This is a genomic window from Roseateles sp. 22389 (assembly GCF_052044995.1).
Taxonomy (GTDB): domain Bacteria; phylum Pseudomonadota; class Gammaproteobacteria; order Burkholderiales; family Burkholderiaceae_C; genus Roseateles.
In genome coordinates this window covers 128,311-144,752 of record NZ_JBQEOF010000005.1, presented here as the reverse complement: position 1 = coordinate 144,752, position 16,442 = coordinate 128,311, and the positions used below count along the sequence as shown (strand labels likewise).

Annotated in this window: 10 protein-coding genes; 6 read left to right on the top strand and 4 right to left on the bottom strand. The window is 65.9% G+C overall.

Features of this window, described 5'->3' with window-relative positions; translation table 11 throughout:
* The first annotated feature begins 87 nt into the window (after positions 1-87).
* Positions 88-2,697 (top strand): TonB-dependent receptor, encoded by a 2,610-nt coding sequence (locus ACTJKJ_RS09105; RefSeq protein ID WP_147240650.1) that lies wholly within the window; start codon positions 88-90, stop codon positions 2,695-2,697.
* A gap of 73 nt (positions 2,698-2,770) precedes the next feature.
* Positions 2,771-4,771, top strand: a complete 2,001-nt coding sequence (locus ACTJKJ_RS09100) for an alpha/beta hydrolase family protein (RefSeq protein WP_440820233.1) — start codon at positions 2,771-2,773, stop codon at positions 4,769-4,771.
* 156 nt (positions 4,772-4,927) lie between these two features.
* Here ACTJKJ_RS09100 and ACTJKJ_RS09095 read toward each other — a convergent pair whose 3' ends face one another.
* Both ACTJKJ_RS09095 and ACTJKJ_RS09090 read right to left on the bottom strand, forming a co-directional pair.
* On the bottom strand, positions 4,928-7,723 hold the full coding sequence (locus ACTJKJ_RS09095) for a TonB-dependent receptor (RefSeq protein WP_440820232.1): 2,796 nt from the start codon (positions 7,721-7,723) through the stop codon (positions 4,928-4,930).
* 338 nt (positions 7,724-8,061) lie between these two features.
* Positions 8,062-10,260: a malate synthase G gene (locus tag ACTJKJ_RS09090; protein ID WP_440820231.1), complete on the bottom strand. Its 2,199-nt coding sequence runs from the start codon at positions 10,258-10,260 to the stop codon at positions 8,062-8,064.
* A 221-nt stretch (positions 10,261-10,481) separates the two neighbouring features.
* On the opposite strand from ACTJKJ_RS09090, the gene ACTJKJ_RS09085 reads away from it, so the two are divergent.
* Both ACTJKJ_RS09085 and ACTJKJ_RS09080 read left to right on the top strand, forming a co-directional pair.
* Complete coding sequence (locus ACTJKJ_RS09085; RefSeq protein WP_091730169.1) at positions 10,482-11,408, top strand: LysR family transcriptional regulator; 927 nt, start codon at positions 10,482-10,484, stop codon at positions 11,406-11,408.
* Positions 11,405-11,860 (top strand): DUF2214 family protein, encoded by a 456-nt coding sequence (locus ACTJKJ_RS09080; protein ID WP_183483785.1) that lies wholly within the window; start codon positions 11,405-11,407, stop codon positions 11,858-11,860. The genes ACTJKJ_RS09085 and ACTJKJ_RS09080 overlap by 4 nt, the downstream gene beginning before the upstream one ends.
* A gap of 190 nt (positions 11,861-12,050) precedes the next feature.
* On the opposite strand, the gene ACTJKJ_RS09075 is transcribed toward ACTJKJ_RS09080, so the two are convergent.
* Positions 12,051-12,374: a PsiF family protein gene (locus ACTJKJ_RS09075; protein WP_440820230.1), complete on the bottom strand. Its 324-nt coding sequence runs from the start codon at positions 12,372-12,374 to the stop codon at positions 12,051-12,053.
* Between the two features lie 165 nt (positions 12,375-12,539).
* Entirely contained in the window at positions 12,540-13,922 is a 1,383-nt protein-coding gene (locus ACTJKJ_RS09070) for a serine/threonine-protein kinase (RefSeq protein WP_297380997.1), read from the bottom strand.
* Positions 13,923-14,007: 85 nt separating this feature from the next.
* Here ACTJKJ_RS09070 and argS point away from each other — a divergent pair, with 85 nt between their 5' ends.
* Positions 14,008-15,762 (top strand): arginine--tRNA ligase, encoded by a 1,755-nt coding sequence (gene argS, locus ACTJKJ_RS09065; RefSeq protein ID WP_440820229.1) that lies wholly within the window; start codon positions 14,008-14,010, stop codon positions 15,760-15,762.
* Positions 15,759-16,436, top strand: coding sequence for an SPOR domain-containing protein (locus tag ACTJKJ_RS09060; RefSeq protein WP_440820228.1), 678 nt, complete (start codon positions 15,759-15,761; stop codon positions 16,434-16,436). The genes argS and ACTJKJ_RS09060 overlap by 4 nt, the downstream gene beginning before the upstream one ends.
* Positions 16,437-16,442: the final 6 nt, after the last annotated feature.

Here is a 16,442-nt window from a genome sequence, read left to right as displayed (position 1 = left end):
TCGGCGAGTGCTCCCAACCGGGGACCCAACCGCCGTGCTGTCTGCAGTGGATCGCAAAGGTTCCACAGCTCACATCGGGAAGCACACATGCATCAACGTACTACTCTCTCTGCGGCCGCTCTGCTCCTCCTGAGCGGGCTCGCTGGTCTCGCGCAAGCGCAACAGGCCGAGAATCAAGCCGCGCAACAACTGGAACGCGTCGAAGTTGTCGGTTCCGCGATCAAGCGCACGAACGTCGAAGGCGTTTCGCCGGTGGAAGTGCTTTCGCGCAAGCAGATTGAGCGCACCGGAGCCACCACGGTCAACGAACTGTTGCGGTCGATCCCTTCGATCGACATCTTCGACCAAGGCGAACTGGCGTCGAACTCCCCAGCCGGTTCCGGGACTGCCAACATCGGCATGCGCGGACTGAGCACAAGCCAAGTCTTGATTCTGTTGAATGGGCGCCGCCTGCCAGTCAACGCGCTCTACGACTCGTCGGGCGCGGGCGCTGCGTTCGACATCAACTCGTTGCCTATCGGCGCCATCGAGCAGGTCCAGATCCTGAAGGACGGCGGCTCCGCGCTGTACGGCGCTGACGCGGTCGCGGGTGTCATCAACTTCATTACCAAGACCGACTACCAGGGCATCGAGCTGAGCGGCAGCTATGGCCGCTCCAGCCGTGGTGACGGCGCGGAGAAGCGTGCCGGCCTGTCGGCCGGCTTCGGTGACCTGGGCAGCGACCGCTACAACGTGCTGTTCGGCCTGGATATCCTCAAGCGCGACCCGATCCTGCGTGCCGATCGCTCGCTGTCGAGCTCGGTGGACTTCCGTCGCTTCGGCTCGTCCGACGCGCGTAGCTCGTTCTCGCCCTACGGCAACGTGATCAATCCGGACACCGGCGCGCTTGTCGGCGTGCCCTACACGGCTTGCCCTGCCGATTCGCTTGGTGCCAACAACATCTGCCGTTACGACTTCAACAAGTCGTTGCTGACCGCCTATAACGGTGCGGACCGCGTCAGCGCGATGGCCATCGGCAACCTGCAGATCAACAACGACACTCGCGCGTTCCTGGAAGCGACGTTCTCGACCTCGAAGGACCACTTCGAGGCACACCCGGTGCCGGACTACTTCATCGTTCCGATCACCAACGCGAACCAGCAGCCCTATGAGATCAAGGACGCGAACGGCAATGGCACCGGCAAGGTGTATATCGCCGGCCGCTTCATGCAGGGCGGACCCCGTATCACCGATCGCAAGTCCGACTTCCTGAACGTGGCGACGGGTCTGGAAGGCACCTGGCGCAAGTACGACTGGAAGGTCGCGCTGTCTCGCGGCGAGAGCAAGGTCACCAACCAGGATCACAACTACTATGACGCGGACCTGTGGGCGGATGCGACCGGTGGCGGCCTGCTGAATCCGACGATCACCACCAACGATCCTGCGTTCGTTGAAAGCCTGAAGGTCAACCCGCGGCGCGTCGGCAAATCGACCCTCGAGACCTTCAATGCCCAAATCGCGGGCGAGCTGTACCCGCTGCCGGCCGGCCCACTGCAGTTCGCACTGGGCGTGAACCTGAACCACGAGAAACTGTCCGACGAGCCTGACGCGCTGCAGCAAGCAGGCAAGGTTGTCGGCGGCATCGCCCAGGCTGCCGTCGACGCCAGCCGTACCTACAAGGCTGTCTACACCGAGCTGGTGATCCCGGTCTTCAAGTCGCTCGAAGCGCAGGCCGCAGTCCGCTATGACAAGTACCCCAATGCCGACGCCACCAGCCCGCGACTTGGCGTGAAGTGGACCGTGTCTCCTCAGCTGGCCTTCCGTGGCTCGTTCACTCGAAGCTTCCGCGCCCCGGTGTTGAAGCAGCTGTATGGCGCGCAGGAACAGGGCGCAACGACGATCACCGATCCGGAGTCGTGCCGCAAGCTCGGCGTGACGGTCAACGTCGACCCGGCCACCGGCGAGGAGAGCTGCCTGGTGAACGCCTTCCAGGTAAACGGGGCCAACCCCAACCTGCAGCCTGAGAAGGGCAAGACCTTCAACATCGGCGCTGTCTTCGAGCTGTCCAAGGACTTCAACGCCAGCATCGACTGGTGGAAGATCGAAAAGACGAACGACATCAGCTCGCCGACGATTGCCTCCGCGATCGACCAAGGCCTGTTCAACAAGGAAGGCCCGCGCTTCAACATCTTCACCAACCTGCAGAACATCGCTGCGCGCCAGACATCGGGTGTTGACGTGGATGCGCGCTGGCGCCTGGGCGCCACGCCCGTCGGCAACGTGACGCTGCGCAACCTCCTGTCCTATTACTTCACCAACAAGACTCGCGACTCGGCGGGTGATGACTGGGCGGAGTACTCGGGCACCTACGCGACGCCGCGCTTCCGCAACAACTTCATCATCCAGAGCGAAATGGGGCCTTGGGCGGCCAACCTGCAGTGGCGCACCGTGGGTGGCTTCTGGGATACCGACCGTCCGTTCCCGATCGCTCAGAACACCCGCAAGGTGGGTAATCACGAGGAAGGTGACGTGCAGGTGGTGTACTCCGGCGTGAAGAGCCTGGAGCTGAGCTTCACGGTCAAGAACATCTTCGACCGTATGCCTCCGCTGAGCTTGACCAATGCGCTGAGCAACACCTACACGCAGATGGGCTTCGCGGAGCTGTACACGAACCGCGGCCGTTACTTCCAACTGGGCGCGAAGTACACCTTCCGCTGATCCGAGGTATCCGTACCCGACACTCGAAGGGCACCGGCGACGGTGCCCTTTTCCGTTTCAAATTCATCGATCCATGAAAAGCATGCAACCTAATACCCGGCGCCGCGCCCTGGTGACGGCGGTCACGCTGGCGCCGCTGGCCGGCCTGCCGGGCGCCGTCTCGGCCCAGGCGCCGGCGTCCTCGATGAAGGTCGAGGACTTCTTTCGCAATCCAGTGCTGAGTGGCGCCCGACTGTCGCCGGACGGTCGACTCGTTGCCGGAACCCGCATCACGGCCAAAGGCCGCGCCAACATCGTCGTCGTCGACGTGGCAACCCGCAAGGTCAAGATCATCACGGACTTCACCGACGGCGACGTCGGCCGTCTGGGCTGGGTGAACAACACTCGGCTCTTTTTCAGCATTTCCGACCGCCAGCGCGGCGCGGACCAGCTTGGTGCCACCGGGCTGTTCGCGATCGACGCCGATGCCAGCGGTTTCGTCACTCTGGCTGAGCGCGCCTTCATGACGGAAGGCGGCAAACTGCTACCCGTCGGCTCGACGGTACATTCCCGGGTCGTGGAAAACGGCGAGCTGACCGACGACATCCGCGTGGTGGCGTACTCCTACCAAGCCAAGGGGAAGTCGTCCTCGACGATGTACCGGGTCAACACGCGCACCGGCCGCTTCTCGCCGATGACGGTCGGAGGTCCGGGTAATGCCCAGCAGTGGCTGATCGACAGCAAGGGCGTGCCGCGCTGCTGCGTCAGCTACACCGACGAGACCTTCACGGTCCATTTCCGCGCCGCCGAAGACGCCCCCTGGACGGCGATCTACAGCTATCGGGACGACGACACCGCCGAGGCCATCAAGCCGCAGTCGATCGCGCCGGACGGCCGGATCTACGTCGTGGCCAACAACGGCAACGACACCAGCGGGCTCTACGCCTTTGATCCCAAGACACGAAAGCTCGATCCAACGCCGGTATTTGCGGTCAAGGGCTTCGACGCGGACGACATCGACCTGCTCTGGGATCGCAGCGAAGGCAAGCTGCTAGGCATCTCCTACGAGGCGATCGAGCCAGGGACTTATTGGATCGATGAAGAGCGCGCGGCGCTGCAGGCGACTGTGGACAAGGCTCTGCCAGAAACCGTCAATGCCATCCAAGTGGGGGGGGCGGGGGATGACCGCGTGGTGTTGATCAGTTCGTCTTCTGATCGGGATCCGGGCCGCTACTACCTTTACCAAGTCAAGCAGGACAAGTTCCAGGGCCTGGGCGCCACGCGGCCTTGGGTGAAGGTTCCGGAGATGCGTCCAACGACTTTCTTTCGCTATGCCGCTCGCGACGGCATGCAGATCCCGGCGCAACTGACGATGCCCGCGGGTGATGGAAAGCCGCCGCTGATCGTGTTGCATTACGGCGGCCCCTGGGTGCGCCCGATCCATATGCACTGGGATCCGGTCGTGCAGTTCCTCGCGTCGCGCGGCTACGCGGTCTTCATGCCCGCGCCGCGCGCATCCACTGGATTTGGCGACAAGTTGTTCCGCGCAGGTTGGAAGCAGTGGGGTCTTGCGATGCAGGACGACGTCACCGACGGCGTCAGGCTGTTGATCCAACAGGGCAAGGTCGACCCCAAGCGTGTTTGCATCGCTGGCGCCAGCTACGGTGGCTATTTGACGATGATGGGCTTGGCCAAGGAGCCGGAACTCTTCCGCTGCGGGATTAATTGGGTAGGGGTGACGGATCCGAACTTCATGTTCACGGTCACCTGGACTGACTTCAACCGCTACGGCGGACCCGACACTGGTCGCCGACGGCTGATCGGCGATCCGGAGAAGGATGCGGAGCAGTTCAAGCAGACGTCACCGCTGCAGCGAGCCGCCGAGATCAAGCAGCCCGTGCTGATGGGCTACGGTGCGTTGGACGTGCGTGTGCCGCTGATCAACGGGGAGAAGATGCGCGACGCTCTCAAAGGGCACAACAAGAACGTCGAATGGGTCGTCTATCCCGACGAAGCTCATGGCTGGCGCCGCGAGGCCAACAACGTCGACTTCTGGACCCGCGTGGAGAGGTTCCTGGCTAAGAACTTGGCCTGAACCTACTCCTGAGCTTTTTTCGACGGCGCCCTCCGGGGCGCCTTTTTAATGGGCGCGGGGCGGCGTTGGACAACCCAAAAAAAGGCGCCCGCCCGGCAAACCGGACGGGCGATGGTGCAGTCAGGGAGCGAGAGGCGCGGCCCTGACGGAATCACATCAGAAGTTGTAGCTACCCGTCACGTAGACGGTGCGGCCCAGCGGGCTCGCATAGCGCGGGTCATAGCCGACTTGGTGGCCGGACGAATCGCGCAGCGTGAACGGCGGCGTCTCGTTGGTCAGGTTCTGGATGCCCAGACGGAACTCCAGCGCCTTGTTGTAGCGGTACGTGCCCTGGTAATCGAACGTGATGTAGTTCGGCACGTTCAGCTGGATCTTCACGTTCTGGCCGGTCTGCAGGTCTCGCACCGTCTGAAGGATGTCGGTGTAGCCCGAGCGGTATTTCACCGTCAGCGCGTTGGTGGCGTTGCCGGTCTCCAGCGCGAAGCGGGCCTGTGCCGTGTTGCGGAAGATGACCTGCGCATCCACGCCGTACTTGCCGAGGCTGTCGGTGAAGTCGTTGGCCGTGCCGGGCTTCGTGTACTGGGCCTCAATCATGTAGGTGCCATTGACCGTGGTGGTCAGGCGGCCCAGGCCCTCGATGTTCAGGCGGCCATCCAGCTGCCAGTCCAGCCCGCGATACTTCGACTTGCCGATGTTGGTCGACATCGACATGAAGGCGTAGTACGCGTTGGTCTCGGCCGGGAGCTTGTATGTCGTGAACAGGCTGCTGTACTGCTGCGGATCGGCAAACGCCTGGTTGGCGGACACCGCACTCACGGCGTCGCGCAGGTCGATCTGCCAATAGTCCAGGCTGGCGCCGAAGTTGCGCGTCGGGTCGAACCGGATGCCCAGGGTGGCTTGCTTGGACTTCTCGGGCTTCAGGTTCTCGTTGCCGCCCGACAACTGCGTGTACTGCGCCTTGCCCGGCTTGCAGGGCGCGGCGCCGCTACCGTCACCGGGGAACGGGCAGTCGTACTGCGATGCAGTCACTCCATTGGTCACAAGCGGCTGGGCAATGTCCAGCATGTCCGGAGCCTTGAAGCCGGTGCCATACGAGCCGCGCAACACCACCGTCTTGGTCGGTTTGTAGCTGGCCGACAGCTTGTAGGTCGTGGCCGATTCGGTCTTGCCGAAGTCGCGCTTGTTGATGGCGTCCTTGATCTTGCTGATGCTGTCGTAGCGCAGCGCGGCCGTCAGTTCGAGGTTCTTGATGACCGGGATAACGAACTCGGCAAAGGCGCCGACGTTGTCACGCTCCATGTCATAGCGCGGGTTGGCTGCGAAGTTGTAGATCACACCAGCGACCGCGTCGGCTGACGGCGTCTGCTTGTAGTGGTAGTTGCGGAAGTCCGCGCCGACACCTAGCTGCACCGGGCCGGCAGGCAACTGGAAGATCTCGCCGGAAGCGCGCATGTCGGCACCCTTGAGCGTCGTCGATGCTTCGCGAATCGTGCCGTGGTAGATGGAGTCCTTGATCAGCTGCTGCGTGCTGGCGCTCTGGTTGCCGGACGGCACGAACGGATCGAGGGCACCGTTGGCCAGGATGTCGCCGAACTCCTTGGCCTTGAAGTAGCCACCGACGTACTTCTCGTCGAGCGCATTCTGCGACCAGGTCAGCGCGCCGGTGACGCTCCAGGCACCCACCTCGGCGTCCGCGCCGACCACGAAATGCTTGGCGTCGGTGATGGTCTGCGAGTTGCGAGTGCCGAAGTCAGTTGCGCGGTAGTTCGCTGTGACGGTGTCGACGTGGGCCAGTTGAGTGGGCGTCAGGTACGGAGCGACGTACTTGGTGAACAAGGGCGAGTTGGCCGCGATGGCGATCGGCACCGGATTCGGCGCGATGCGGGCGGTCAGGTCCAGGCGGCTGTATGCCGCGTCGGAGAACAGCTTGACCTTGTCGTTGATCTTCAGTTCGCCAGTGACGAACAGCGAGTCGCGAGTCGACTCGGGATACACGTCGATGGTGCTGACGAAGTCGAATGCGCACTGCGCCGTGCCCGCCTTGGCGTTTGAGTTGGCGGGGATCGTATTTCCCAGGCTGTACACGTTGTTCGGCGCGCACTGGCCGTTGTTGGCCATGCGGTACGGGTTGAACGAGTAAGCGGGCAAGGTCGTGGTTTCGCCGTCCAGTCTCTTGAACACGACGGCGGCGTTCGCCGGGTCGGCAGAGGTGCTGGTACGGTCGTACGCGTAGTTCTTGCCGTTGAAGGAGAACGGCAGATAGGCGGTGCTGGAGAACTTGCGATCGCCAGACTTCATCTGCTTCTGCTCGTCGCGGCGATACGTGGCAACCACGTTGAAGCCGTCGCGCTGCAGGTCGCCCAGGCCATAGGTGGCGCTGATGTTGTAGGCGGTGCCGCCTGCGCCGGCGGGATTGCTGTAGTTGGCGGTGAGGTTGCCGCCCTGGACGTTCTTCTTCAGCACGAAGTTCACGACGCCGGCGATCGCGTCGGAGCCGTACAACGCGGAGGCGCCGTCGGTCAGCACTTCGATGCGCTCGATGGCGCTCATCGGGATCGAGTTCAGGTTGATGCGGCTGCCCGACCCCGTGGGGGCGATGCGGCGGCCGTTCAACAGCACCAGCGTGTAGCTCTCGCCGACGCCGTGGATGGACGCCGTGGCGATCCCGCCAGAGTTCGATCCAATCGAGACATCGCCTACCGTCAGGTTGCCGCCCATTGCAGGGATGCGCTGGATGAGGTCGGCGACGTTGTTGGCACCGGAGGCCTTGATCTCCTCCTGCGTGATCAGTTGCACCGGCAGGGCGCCCTCGTTAGCGACTCGTTTGATGCTGGAGCCAGTAATCTCGATACGTTCGAGTTGCTGGGCTTCCTGGGCATGGGCGGCGCCAATCGCGGCGGCCAGCAATGCGGCGGCGAGGCTCACATGACGGAGTTGAGGCTTCGGGGTCATCTTCGAAACAAAATTGACAAAAGTGATTCCAGTGAAGGCAACTCGTGGTCGGCCAACACTGCGCGTCGGTAAAGAAACTTTAAATTTCTCCCGACATGAGGCACCCCCGGGTCGCGCCCCTAAGGGTTTTCCACGGTTGAAGCTTTGAAGTGGCTTGGGCGGAGTACTTTCCTAAATCGCAATGAGGTGGAAAGCACGGGACCAGGGCGACCCTTCACTGCTGAAATCGATAACCCAAAATGCAAAAGCGGCCCGCGGGCCGCTTAAAAACTTTATCGTACGACGCACGTTGACCGCGTTTCGCGGCATTAGTCGACGATTGGGTCGGTGTTATGTCGTCAGTCGCGCGTTCCCGCCTTGCGCCGCTGCCGCCACGCATGCAGCAGCGGTTCCGTGTACCCGCTGGGCTGTTCCCGTCCCTGGAACACCAGATCCAGTGCCGCCTGGTACGCCATGCTCTGCGGACGGCCGGCCATCGGCTCGTACAGCGGGTCCGCGGCGTTCTGCGCATCCACCACGGCCGCCATCCGTTCGAATGTCGCCCGAACTTGTTGTTCCGTGACGACGCCGTGATAAAGCCAGTTCGCCACGTGCTGGCTGGAGATGCGCAGCGTGGCGCGGTCTTCCATCAAACCGACACCGTTGATGTCCGGCACCTTGGAGCAGCCGACCCCCTGGTCGATCCAGCGCACCACGTAGCCCAGGATGCCCTGGATGTTGTTGTCCAGCTCCTGCTGCTTCTCGGCCTCGGACCAATTCGGCGCGTCCGTCACCGGGATGGTGAGCAGGCGCTGCAGCAGTTCGGCGCGGTCGACGCCGGCGGCTTCCGCCTCGATCTGCTGCTGCACCTGCGCCACGCTGACCTGGTGGTAATGCAGCGCGTGCAGCGTGGCGGCGGTCGGGCTCGGCACCCAGGCGGTGTTGGCGCCGGCCTTCGGGTGCGCGATCTTCTGCTCGAGCATTGCGGCCATCAGGTCGGGCATCGCCCACATGCCCTTGCCGATCTGCGCGCGCCCACGCAAGCCGGCGCTCAGGCCCACCAGCACGTTGTTGCGCTCGTAGGCCTGGATCCAGGCGCTGGTCTTCATGTCGCCCTTGCGCAGCATCGGACCGGCCAGCATCGCGGTGTGCATCTCGTCGCCGGTGCGGTCGAGGAAGCCGGTGTTGATGAAGGCGACACGGCTCGGCGCCGCGGCGATGCAGGCGGCGAGGTTGACGCTGGTGCGGCGCTCCTCGTCCATGATGCCCAGCTTCACCGTCGATGCCGGCAGGCCCAGCAACTGCTCGACGCGGCCGAACAGCTCGTTGGCGAAGCCGACCTCGGCCGGTCCATGCATCTTGGGCTTGACGATGTAGATCGAGCCGCGGCGCGAGTTGCGCAGGCCCGAGCCCGACAGCTGCTTCAAGTCATGCAACGCGATCAGCGTCGTGATGACGGCGTCCATGATCCCTTCCGGGATCTCGCGCCCGCCGTCCAGCAGGATGGCCGGATTGGTCATCAGGTGGCCGACATTGCGCACGAACAGCAGCGAACGTCCCGGCAGCACGACGTCCTGGCCAGCGTCCGCCGCCTTGTAGACGCGGTCCGGGTTGAGGCGGCGCACGAAACTGCGGCCGCCCTTGCTGACTTCCTCGGTCAGCGAGCCCCGCAGGATGCCCAGCCAGTTGCGGTAGGCGAGCAGCTTGTCCTCGGCATCGACGGCGGCGATCGAGTCCTCCAGGTCGAGGATGGTCGACAGCGCCGACTCCATCAGCAGGTCGGACACGCCGGCCGCGTCGGTCTTGCCGATCGGCGAGGCGCGATCGATCTGCACTTCGATGTGCAGGCCGTGATGGCGCAGCAGGATCGCTGTCGGCGACGCGGCGTCGCCCAGGTAGCCGACGAACTGCGACGCGTCCGCCAGGCCGACGTCGCGACCGTCCTTCAGCGCGACGGCGAGCGCGCCGCCATGGACGCGATAGCCGGTGGCGTCGGCGTGCGAGGCGCCCGCGAGCGGCGCGGCCTGGTCCAGCACCTGGCGCGCGAAGGCAATGACCTTGGCGCCGCGGGCCGGGTTGTAGCCGCCGGCGCGTTCGGCGCCGTCGGTTTCGGGAATGACGTCGGTCCCGTAGAGCGCGTCGTACAGCGAGCCCCAGCGCGCGTTGGCCGCGTTCAGCGCGTAACGCGCGTTCAGGATGGGGACCACCAGCTGCGGGCCGGCCTGGATCGCCAGTTCCGCGTCCACGTCGGCGGTCGTCGCCTTCGGATCGGCGGGCAGCGGCGCCAAGTAGCCGATCTGCTGGAGGAAGGCCTGATACGCCGCCATGTCGCGGATCGGACCGGGGTGGGCGCGATGCCAGCCGTCCAGCTCGGACTGCAGCCGATCGCGCTCCGCCAACAGGGCGGCGTTCTTCGGCGCCAGGTCATGGGCCAGCGCATCGAAGCCCTGCCAGAACGCGGCGGGCTCGATACCGGTGCCGGGCAGCGCCTCGGTCTCGATGAAAAGGGCCAGGGCGGTGTCGACCTGGAGGCGGTGGTGTTGGCTGCGTGCGCTCATGGCGGCTCCCAAGATGCGAAGGAATGGCGACCGGAAGGCGGGGGCAAGACACGGGCCGGCGCGCGGTCGTCCCCCATCGGAACGCACCGACTGTAGGCTGCGGCACGGCACCGATTCATGTCGACGCCGGTCGGAGATCCCTGACTTTTTTGCACAAATAACAACGCATCGGGTCAGCATTCATTGCTTGGGGCGGTGCAACGGCCCAACAATCGCCGGCCATGGACCGCCTCAAACAGATCGAGTCCTTCGTGCTGGTCGCGACCAAGGGCAGCCTGACGGCCGCGGCGCAGGCCGAGGGCGTGGCACCCGCGGTGATGGGCCGCCGCCTCGACGCGCTGGAGGCGCGGCTGGGCGTGAAGCTGCTGCTGCGCACGACCCGCAAGCTGACGCTGACGCATGAGGGCATCGCCTTCCTGGAGGACTGCCAGCGCCTGCTGGTCGAGTTCGCCAGCGCCGAAGCCAGCGTCAGCGCTGGCGGCGTGAAGGCCAGCGGTCATCTGCGCATCACCGCGCCGGCGGGTTTTGGCCGTCGTCACGTCGCGCCGCTGGTCCCGGCCTTTCTTGCGCGGCATCCAGAGGTCAGCGTCTCGCTGAACCTCAGCGACCGGGTGGTCGACATCGTCAACGAGGGTTTCGACTGCGCCGTCCGCGTGGGCGACCTCAGCGATTCCAGCCTGATCAGCACGCGGCTGGCCGACAACCGACGGCTGTGCGTGGCCGCGCCGTCCTACCTGCGGCGTGCCGGCACGCCGCGGCATCCGTCCGAGTTGATGCGGCACGAGTGCCTGACCTTGAGTTCCGATGCCAGCCAGACGCGCGGCTGGGCCTTCCGGGTGGACGGGCAGGTGCAGCATCTTCGGCCGAGCGGCCGGCTCGATTGCAGCGACGGCCAGGTGTTGCACGACTGGTGTCGGCAAGGCCTCGGGCTGGCGTGGCGCAGCACCTGGGAGGTGGCCGCGGCCTTGCGCGCCGGTGAACTGGTCAGCGTGCTGGACGATTTCGCGGCGCCGCCGAACGGCATCTTTGCCGTGCTGCCCCAGCGCAAGCACCTGCCGCTGCGGGTGAGGCTCTGGATAGACTTCCTGAAGGAACACTACGGCAGCGTCGACTACTGGACGCGTGCCGCCACCTGGGAGACCTCATGACGCTCGAAGCCCTGCTCGCCGGCCTGCACATCCTGGCGATCCTCAGCCTGGTCGTATTCCTGTCGAGCCAGGCGGCGCTGTGCCGTACCGAATGGATGAACGCGGCGGTGGTGCGGCGGCTGTCGCGGCTGGACATGATCTACGGCATGACCGCGGTTGCGGTGCTGCTGACGGGCTTCGCGCGGACATGGTGGGGCATGAAGGGGCTGGGCTGGTACTGGGGCCAGCCGCTGCTGCACCTCAAGTTCGGGCTCTTCGTGGTGATCGGCCTGATCTCCATCAAGCCGACCTTGACCTACCGCCGCTGGCTCAAGGCCTTGGACGGCGGTGGTGGTCTGCCGAGCGACACCGAGGTGCGCGCCACGCGACGCCTGGTCATGATCCAGGCCCACTTGCTGATGCTGATTCCGATCGCGGCGGTGATGCTCGCGCGCGGCGTGCTGACCAAGTGAACGCACCGCAACCGCCCGAGAGAACCGCTGAAATCGGCCGAATGAACGCACCGCAAGCGGCCAAGTGAACTGCGAAATCGGCCGAGTGACGCGACGCCGCATCGGGATGCTCCGCTAGGCGCAAACCGCAGCCATAGCGGCGCTATGGCGAGGATTTGCAACAACGCGGAGCGCCCGATGCGGCGCTGCGTCACTTGGCCGAGAGGCATTCCTTCATGAATGTCTTGCGCTCGTCGCCGGTCTTGCCCTTGGCCTCGGCGTTGCAGGTCGTCATCTTGGTTTGCTGGGCGGTCTTGGCCGGCGCGGTTTCGCCCTTGAGGCAGCTGCTCATGAAGGCCTTGCGTTCGTCGCCAGTCTTGTCCTTGGCGTCGGCGTTGCAGGACTTCATCAGCTGCTGCTGCTTGAGCTGCTTCTCGGATGGCGGCTTCTTGGCATCGTCCGCGGCGTGCGCGCCCAGGGCGGCTAGCGCCAGCAGCGCGCCGGCGAACAGCGAGGTCGGGGTCAGGCGTTTCATCACTCTCTCCTACGGGGCTACAGGGGGTTGGGGAAGGACCTGGGGGCAGTGGAGCACACCGGCGAGCGGCCCTCAATAGCGGTTGATGCCGGTCAAGAGCCGCGCTGACTCGGGTCGGTTGACGCGGATGCGAGCCCGGCCTGGAAGAACCGGTCGGCGCCTGACTCACATGATTCGGCGCGGAGATGCCAGCGCCTCATGCGCGAGATGGAGTCGCCTGACCAGGACCTGGATGAATGCGCGGTCGAACCGGTGCTGGCACTCGGGGCTGAGCTGTCCCAGCGAATCCGGCGTGAAGGACACGGTTGTACAAAGTTGGGTCACCCGGATGTCGGTGCTGTGGCGCCGCAGGTCGGGATTTGGCGCGAGGTAGGCCATCTCGCCCACCGAGGTGCCGGTGCCCAGCGTCGCGACCAGCGCGCCGTCGCGCCAGACCTCCACCTCGCCCTGCGTGATGATGTGGAAGGTGTTGCCCTCCTGGCCCTTCTTGAACAGCAGATGGTCCAGCGGATAACGCCGCCAGCGCGCGCGTCGCACCACTTCCCACAGCTCGACGTCGCCGAAGCCGGCGAAGAACTCCAGGTCGCGCAGGAGGTTGAAGCGCTCCGAGTCCTTGACCTCGTTGAGGCGCGCCAGCGGCACCAGCTGCCGCGCCACCAGCTCCGACAGCGCCTGGCCGAAGGACTCCCAGTCGGCATGGCGTTCGTGCGGATGCTTGGCCAGCGCCTTCTGGATGACCGCGTCCAGCTCCGGCGTCACGCCTCCGCGCTGGCCCAGCAGCGGCTGGGGCGCCTGGTGGTAGATCTGATGCATCAGCGCCATCTGGTTGGGCGCGTCGAAGGGCGGGCGGCCGCAGACCATGTGGTACAGCACCGCGCCCAGCGAATAGATGTCCGCCTGCGCGCCCACGTCGCCACCCTCGATCTGCTCCGGCGGCATGTAGGCCAGCGAGCCGACCCGGTGCACCTGCGTCATGTCGGCATTGAGGTTGAGCGCGCTGCCGAAGTCGCTGACCTTCACGTCGGTCACCTGGCCCTGGCTGTCGAGCACCGCCAGCAGGTTGGCGGGCTTGATGTCGCGGTGGACCACGCCCTGGCGGAACACGTAGGACAGCGCCATCGCGCACTTGAAGCCGAGCTCGACGATCTGGTCCAGCGGCAGCAGCCGGTCGTTGCGGCAGAAGTGCTTGAGCGTCACGCCATGGACGTACTCCATGACGAGGTAGGGCAGGTCGCCGTCCTGCACCGCGTCCAGGATCTGCACCACGTTCGGATGCTGGAGCCGGCCGGCCAGCGCGGCCTCGGCGGCGAAGAAGCGGATGCTGAGCGTGTCCTCCTCGGCCGGGCCGCCGCCGGACCAGGCGCGCATGCGCTTGATCGCGACTTCCTGGCCCTTGAAGTCGTCCATCGCCAGGAAGACATCGCTGGTCGCGCCCTCGCCCAGCCGGCGCAGCACGCGGTACTTGCCGATCTGCTCCGGCAGGTCGGCCAGACCGCCGAGCGTCGAATCGGTGAAGCTGGCGGGGCGTGGATCGACGGGGGCGCTCATCGGAGGGGCATCCTGCCCCACGAGGAGGGCGCCGGCAAGGGGGCGTGCGGCCTCTTACGGGGGAGGTCCCCTAAAATGCGGCGCCATGATCCAAGCCAAGCAGGAATTGCTCGCCGCCCTCGGCACCGTGCTCCAGGGCCTGAGCCAGGAGGCCGTCGACGCCGGCCTCGTCGCCGCCGCGCCGGTGGCCGCATTCGAGACCCCCAAGCAAGCCTCCCATGGCGATTTCGCCTGCACGGCCGCGATGCAGCTGTCCAAGGCGCTGAAGAAGAACCCGCGCGAACTGGCGACGACGCTGATCGCCCAGCTGCAGGCGCAACCGGCCTTCGAGCGCTGGGTCGACGCGCTGGAGATCGCCGGCCCGGGCTTCATCAACATCCGCCTCAAGCCCGTGGCCAAGCAGGCCGTGGTGAGCGAAGTCTTCGCCGCGGCCGAGCGCTTCGGGCACCAGCCCCGGCGCGACACCTCGGCGCTGGTCGAGTTCGTCTCCGCCAACCCGACCGGGCCGCTGCACGTCGGCCATGCCCGCCAGGCGGCGCTGGGCGATTCGCTGTGCCAGCTGTTCGCGACCCAGGGCTGGAACGTCAGTCGCGAGTTCTATTACAACGACGCGGGCGTGCAGATCGGCACCCTCGCACGCAGCACGCAGCTGCGCGCCCAGGGGGTCAAGCCAGGCGATCCGGTCTGGCCGACCGATCCCGAGAATCCCGAGAGCAAGAACTTCTACAACGGCGACTACATCCAGGACATCGCCGACGCCTTCCTGCGCAAGGAGACGGTGAAGGCCGACGATCGCGAGTTCACCGCGTCGGGCGATGCCGAGGACCTCGATTCGATCCGCCAGTTCGCCGTCGCGTTCCTGCGCCACGAGCAGGACCTGGACCTGCAGGCCTTCGGTCTGCGCTTCGACAACTACTTCCTCGAGTCCTCGCTGTACACCGGCGGCCAGGTCGAGGATGCGGTCGCGCGCATGATCGCCAACGGCAAGACCTACGAGGAGGGCGGCGCGCTGTGGCTGCGCTCCACCGAGTACGGCGACGACAAGGACCGCGTGATGCGCAAGTCCGATGGCACCTACACCTACTTCGTGCCGGACGTCGCCTACCACGTGAACAAGTTCAAGCGTGGTTTCTCCAAGTGCATCAACATCCAGGGCACCGACCACCACGGCACGATCGCCCGGGTGCGCGGCGGCCTGCAGGCCACCGGCGTGGGCATCCCCGAGGGCTTCCCGGACTACGTGCTGCACAAGATGGTCACGGTCATGAAGGGCGGCGAGGAGGTCAAGATCTCCAAGCGCGCCGGCAGCTACGTCACGCTGCGCGACCTGATCGAATGGACCAGCCGCGACGCGGTGCGCTTCTTCCTCATCAGCCGCAAGGCCGACACCGAGTTCGTCTTCGACGTCGACCTCGCGCTCAAGGCCAATGACGAGAACCCGGTGTTCTACGTGCAGTACGCGCATGCGCGGATCTGCTCGGTGCTGCGCAAGGGCGTGGAGCAGGGCCACGACGCGGCCTCGCTCGCCGGCGCCGACCTCTCGCTGCTGACCGCGCCGACCGAGTACGCGCTGATGCTCAAGCTGGCGGACTACCCGCGCATGCTGGCCTCGGCGGCACAAGACCTGGCCCCGCACGACGTGGCGTTCTACTTGCGCGACCTGGCCGGCGCGCTGCACAGCTACTATGGCGCCGAACGCGTGCTGGGCGACGACCCGGCCCTGACGCGCGCGCGCCTGGCGCTGCTGGCCGCGACGCGGCAGGTGATGCGCAACGCGCTGGCGGTGCTGGGGGTGTCGGCCCCGGACGCGATGGAACGTGACTCGCAGGAGCAGCAATGAGCAAAGAAAAGCAGCGTGGCGGATTCGCCATGGGCCTGATCGTGGGCCTGCTGCTGGGGCTTGGGATCGCGCTGGGCGTGGCCCTGTACGTGACGAAGGCGCCGGTGCCGTTCGTCAACAAGCTGCCGCAACGCACCGCGGAGCAGGACGCCCAGGAAGCCGAACGCAACCGCAACTGGGATCCGAATGCGCCGCTGGCCGGCCGCGCCGGCGCGAAGGCCGCTTCGGGCGTGGTGACGCCGGCGGTCGTGCCGCCGCCCGCGCAGGCGCCGCAGGTCACCGCCGGTCCGACGGCCGCGCCGGCCGTCGAGGGCCGTCCCGCCGAGCGCGCGCCCGCCGCGCAGCCGCAGGCCCAGACGACGCCCACGCCGGCCGCCAGGCCCGAGCAGCGTCCCGCCGAGACGCGCACGGCCGACGGCGCCCGCGCCGACGGGTCGCGCGGCAGCTTCTTCGTCCAGGCCGGCGCCTACACCCGCATGGAGGACGCCGAGCAGCAGCGCGCCAAGCTGGCCATCCAGGGGTTCTCGGCCAAGGTGATGGAACGCGAACAGGCGGGCCGCACCGTCTTCCGCGTGCGCCTGGGACCGTTCGACACCCGCGACGAGGCCGAAGCGCAGCAGAAGAAGCTCGAAGGGGCCGGCGTCGAGGCCAACCTCGTCGCGATCCAGCGCTGAGCCGCC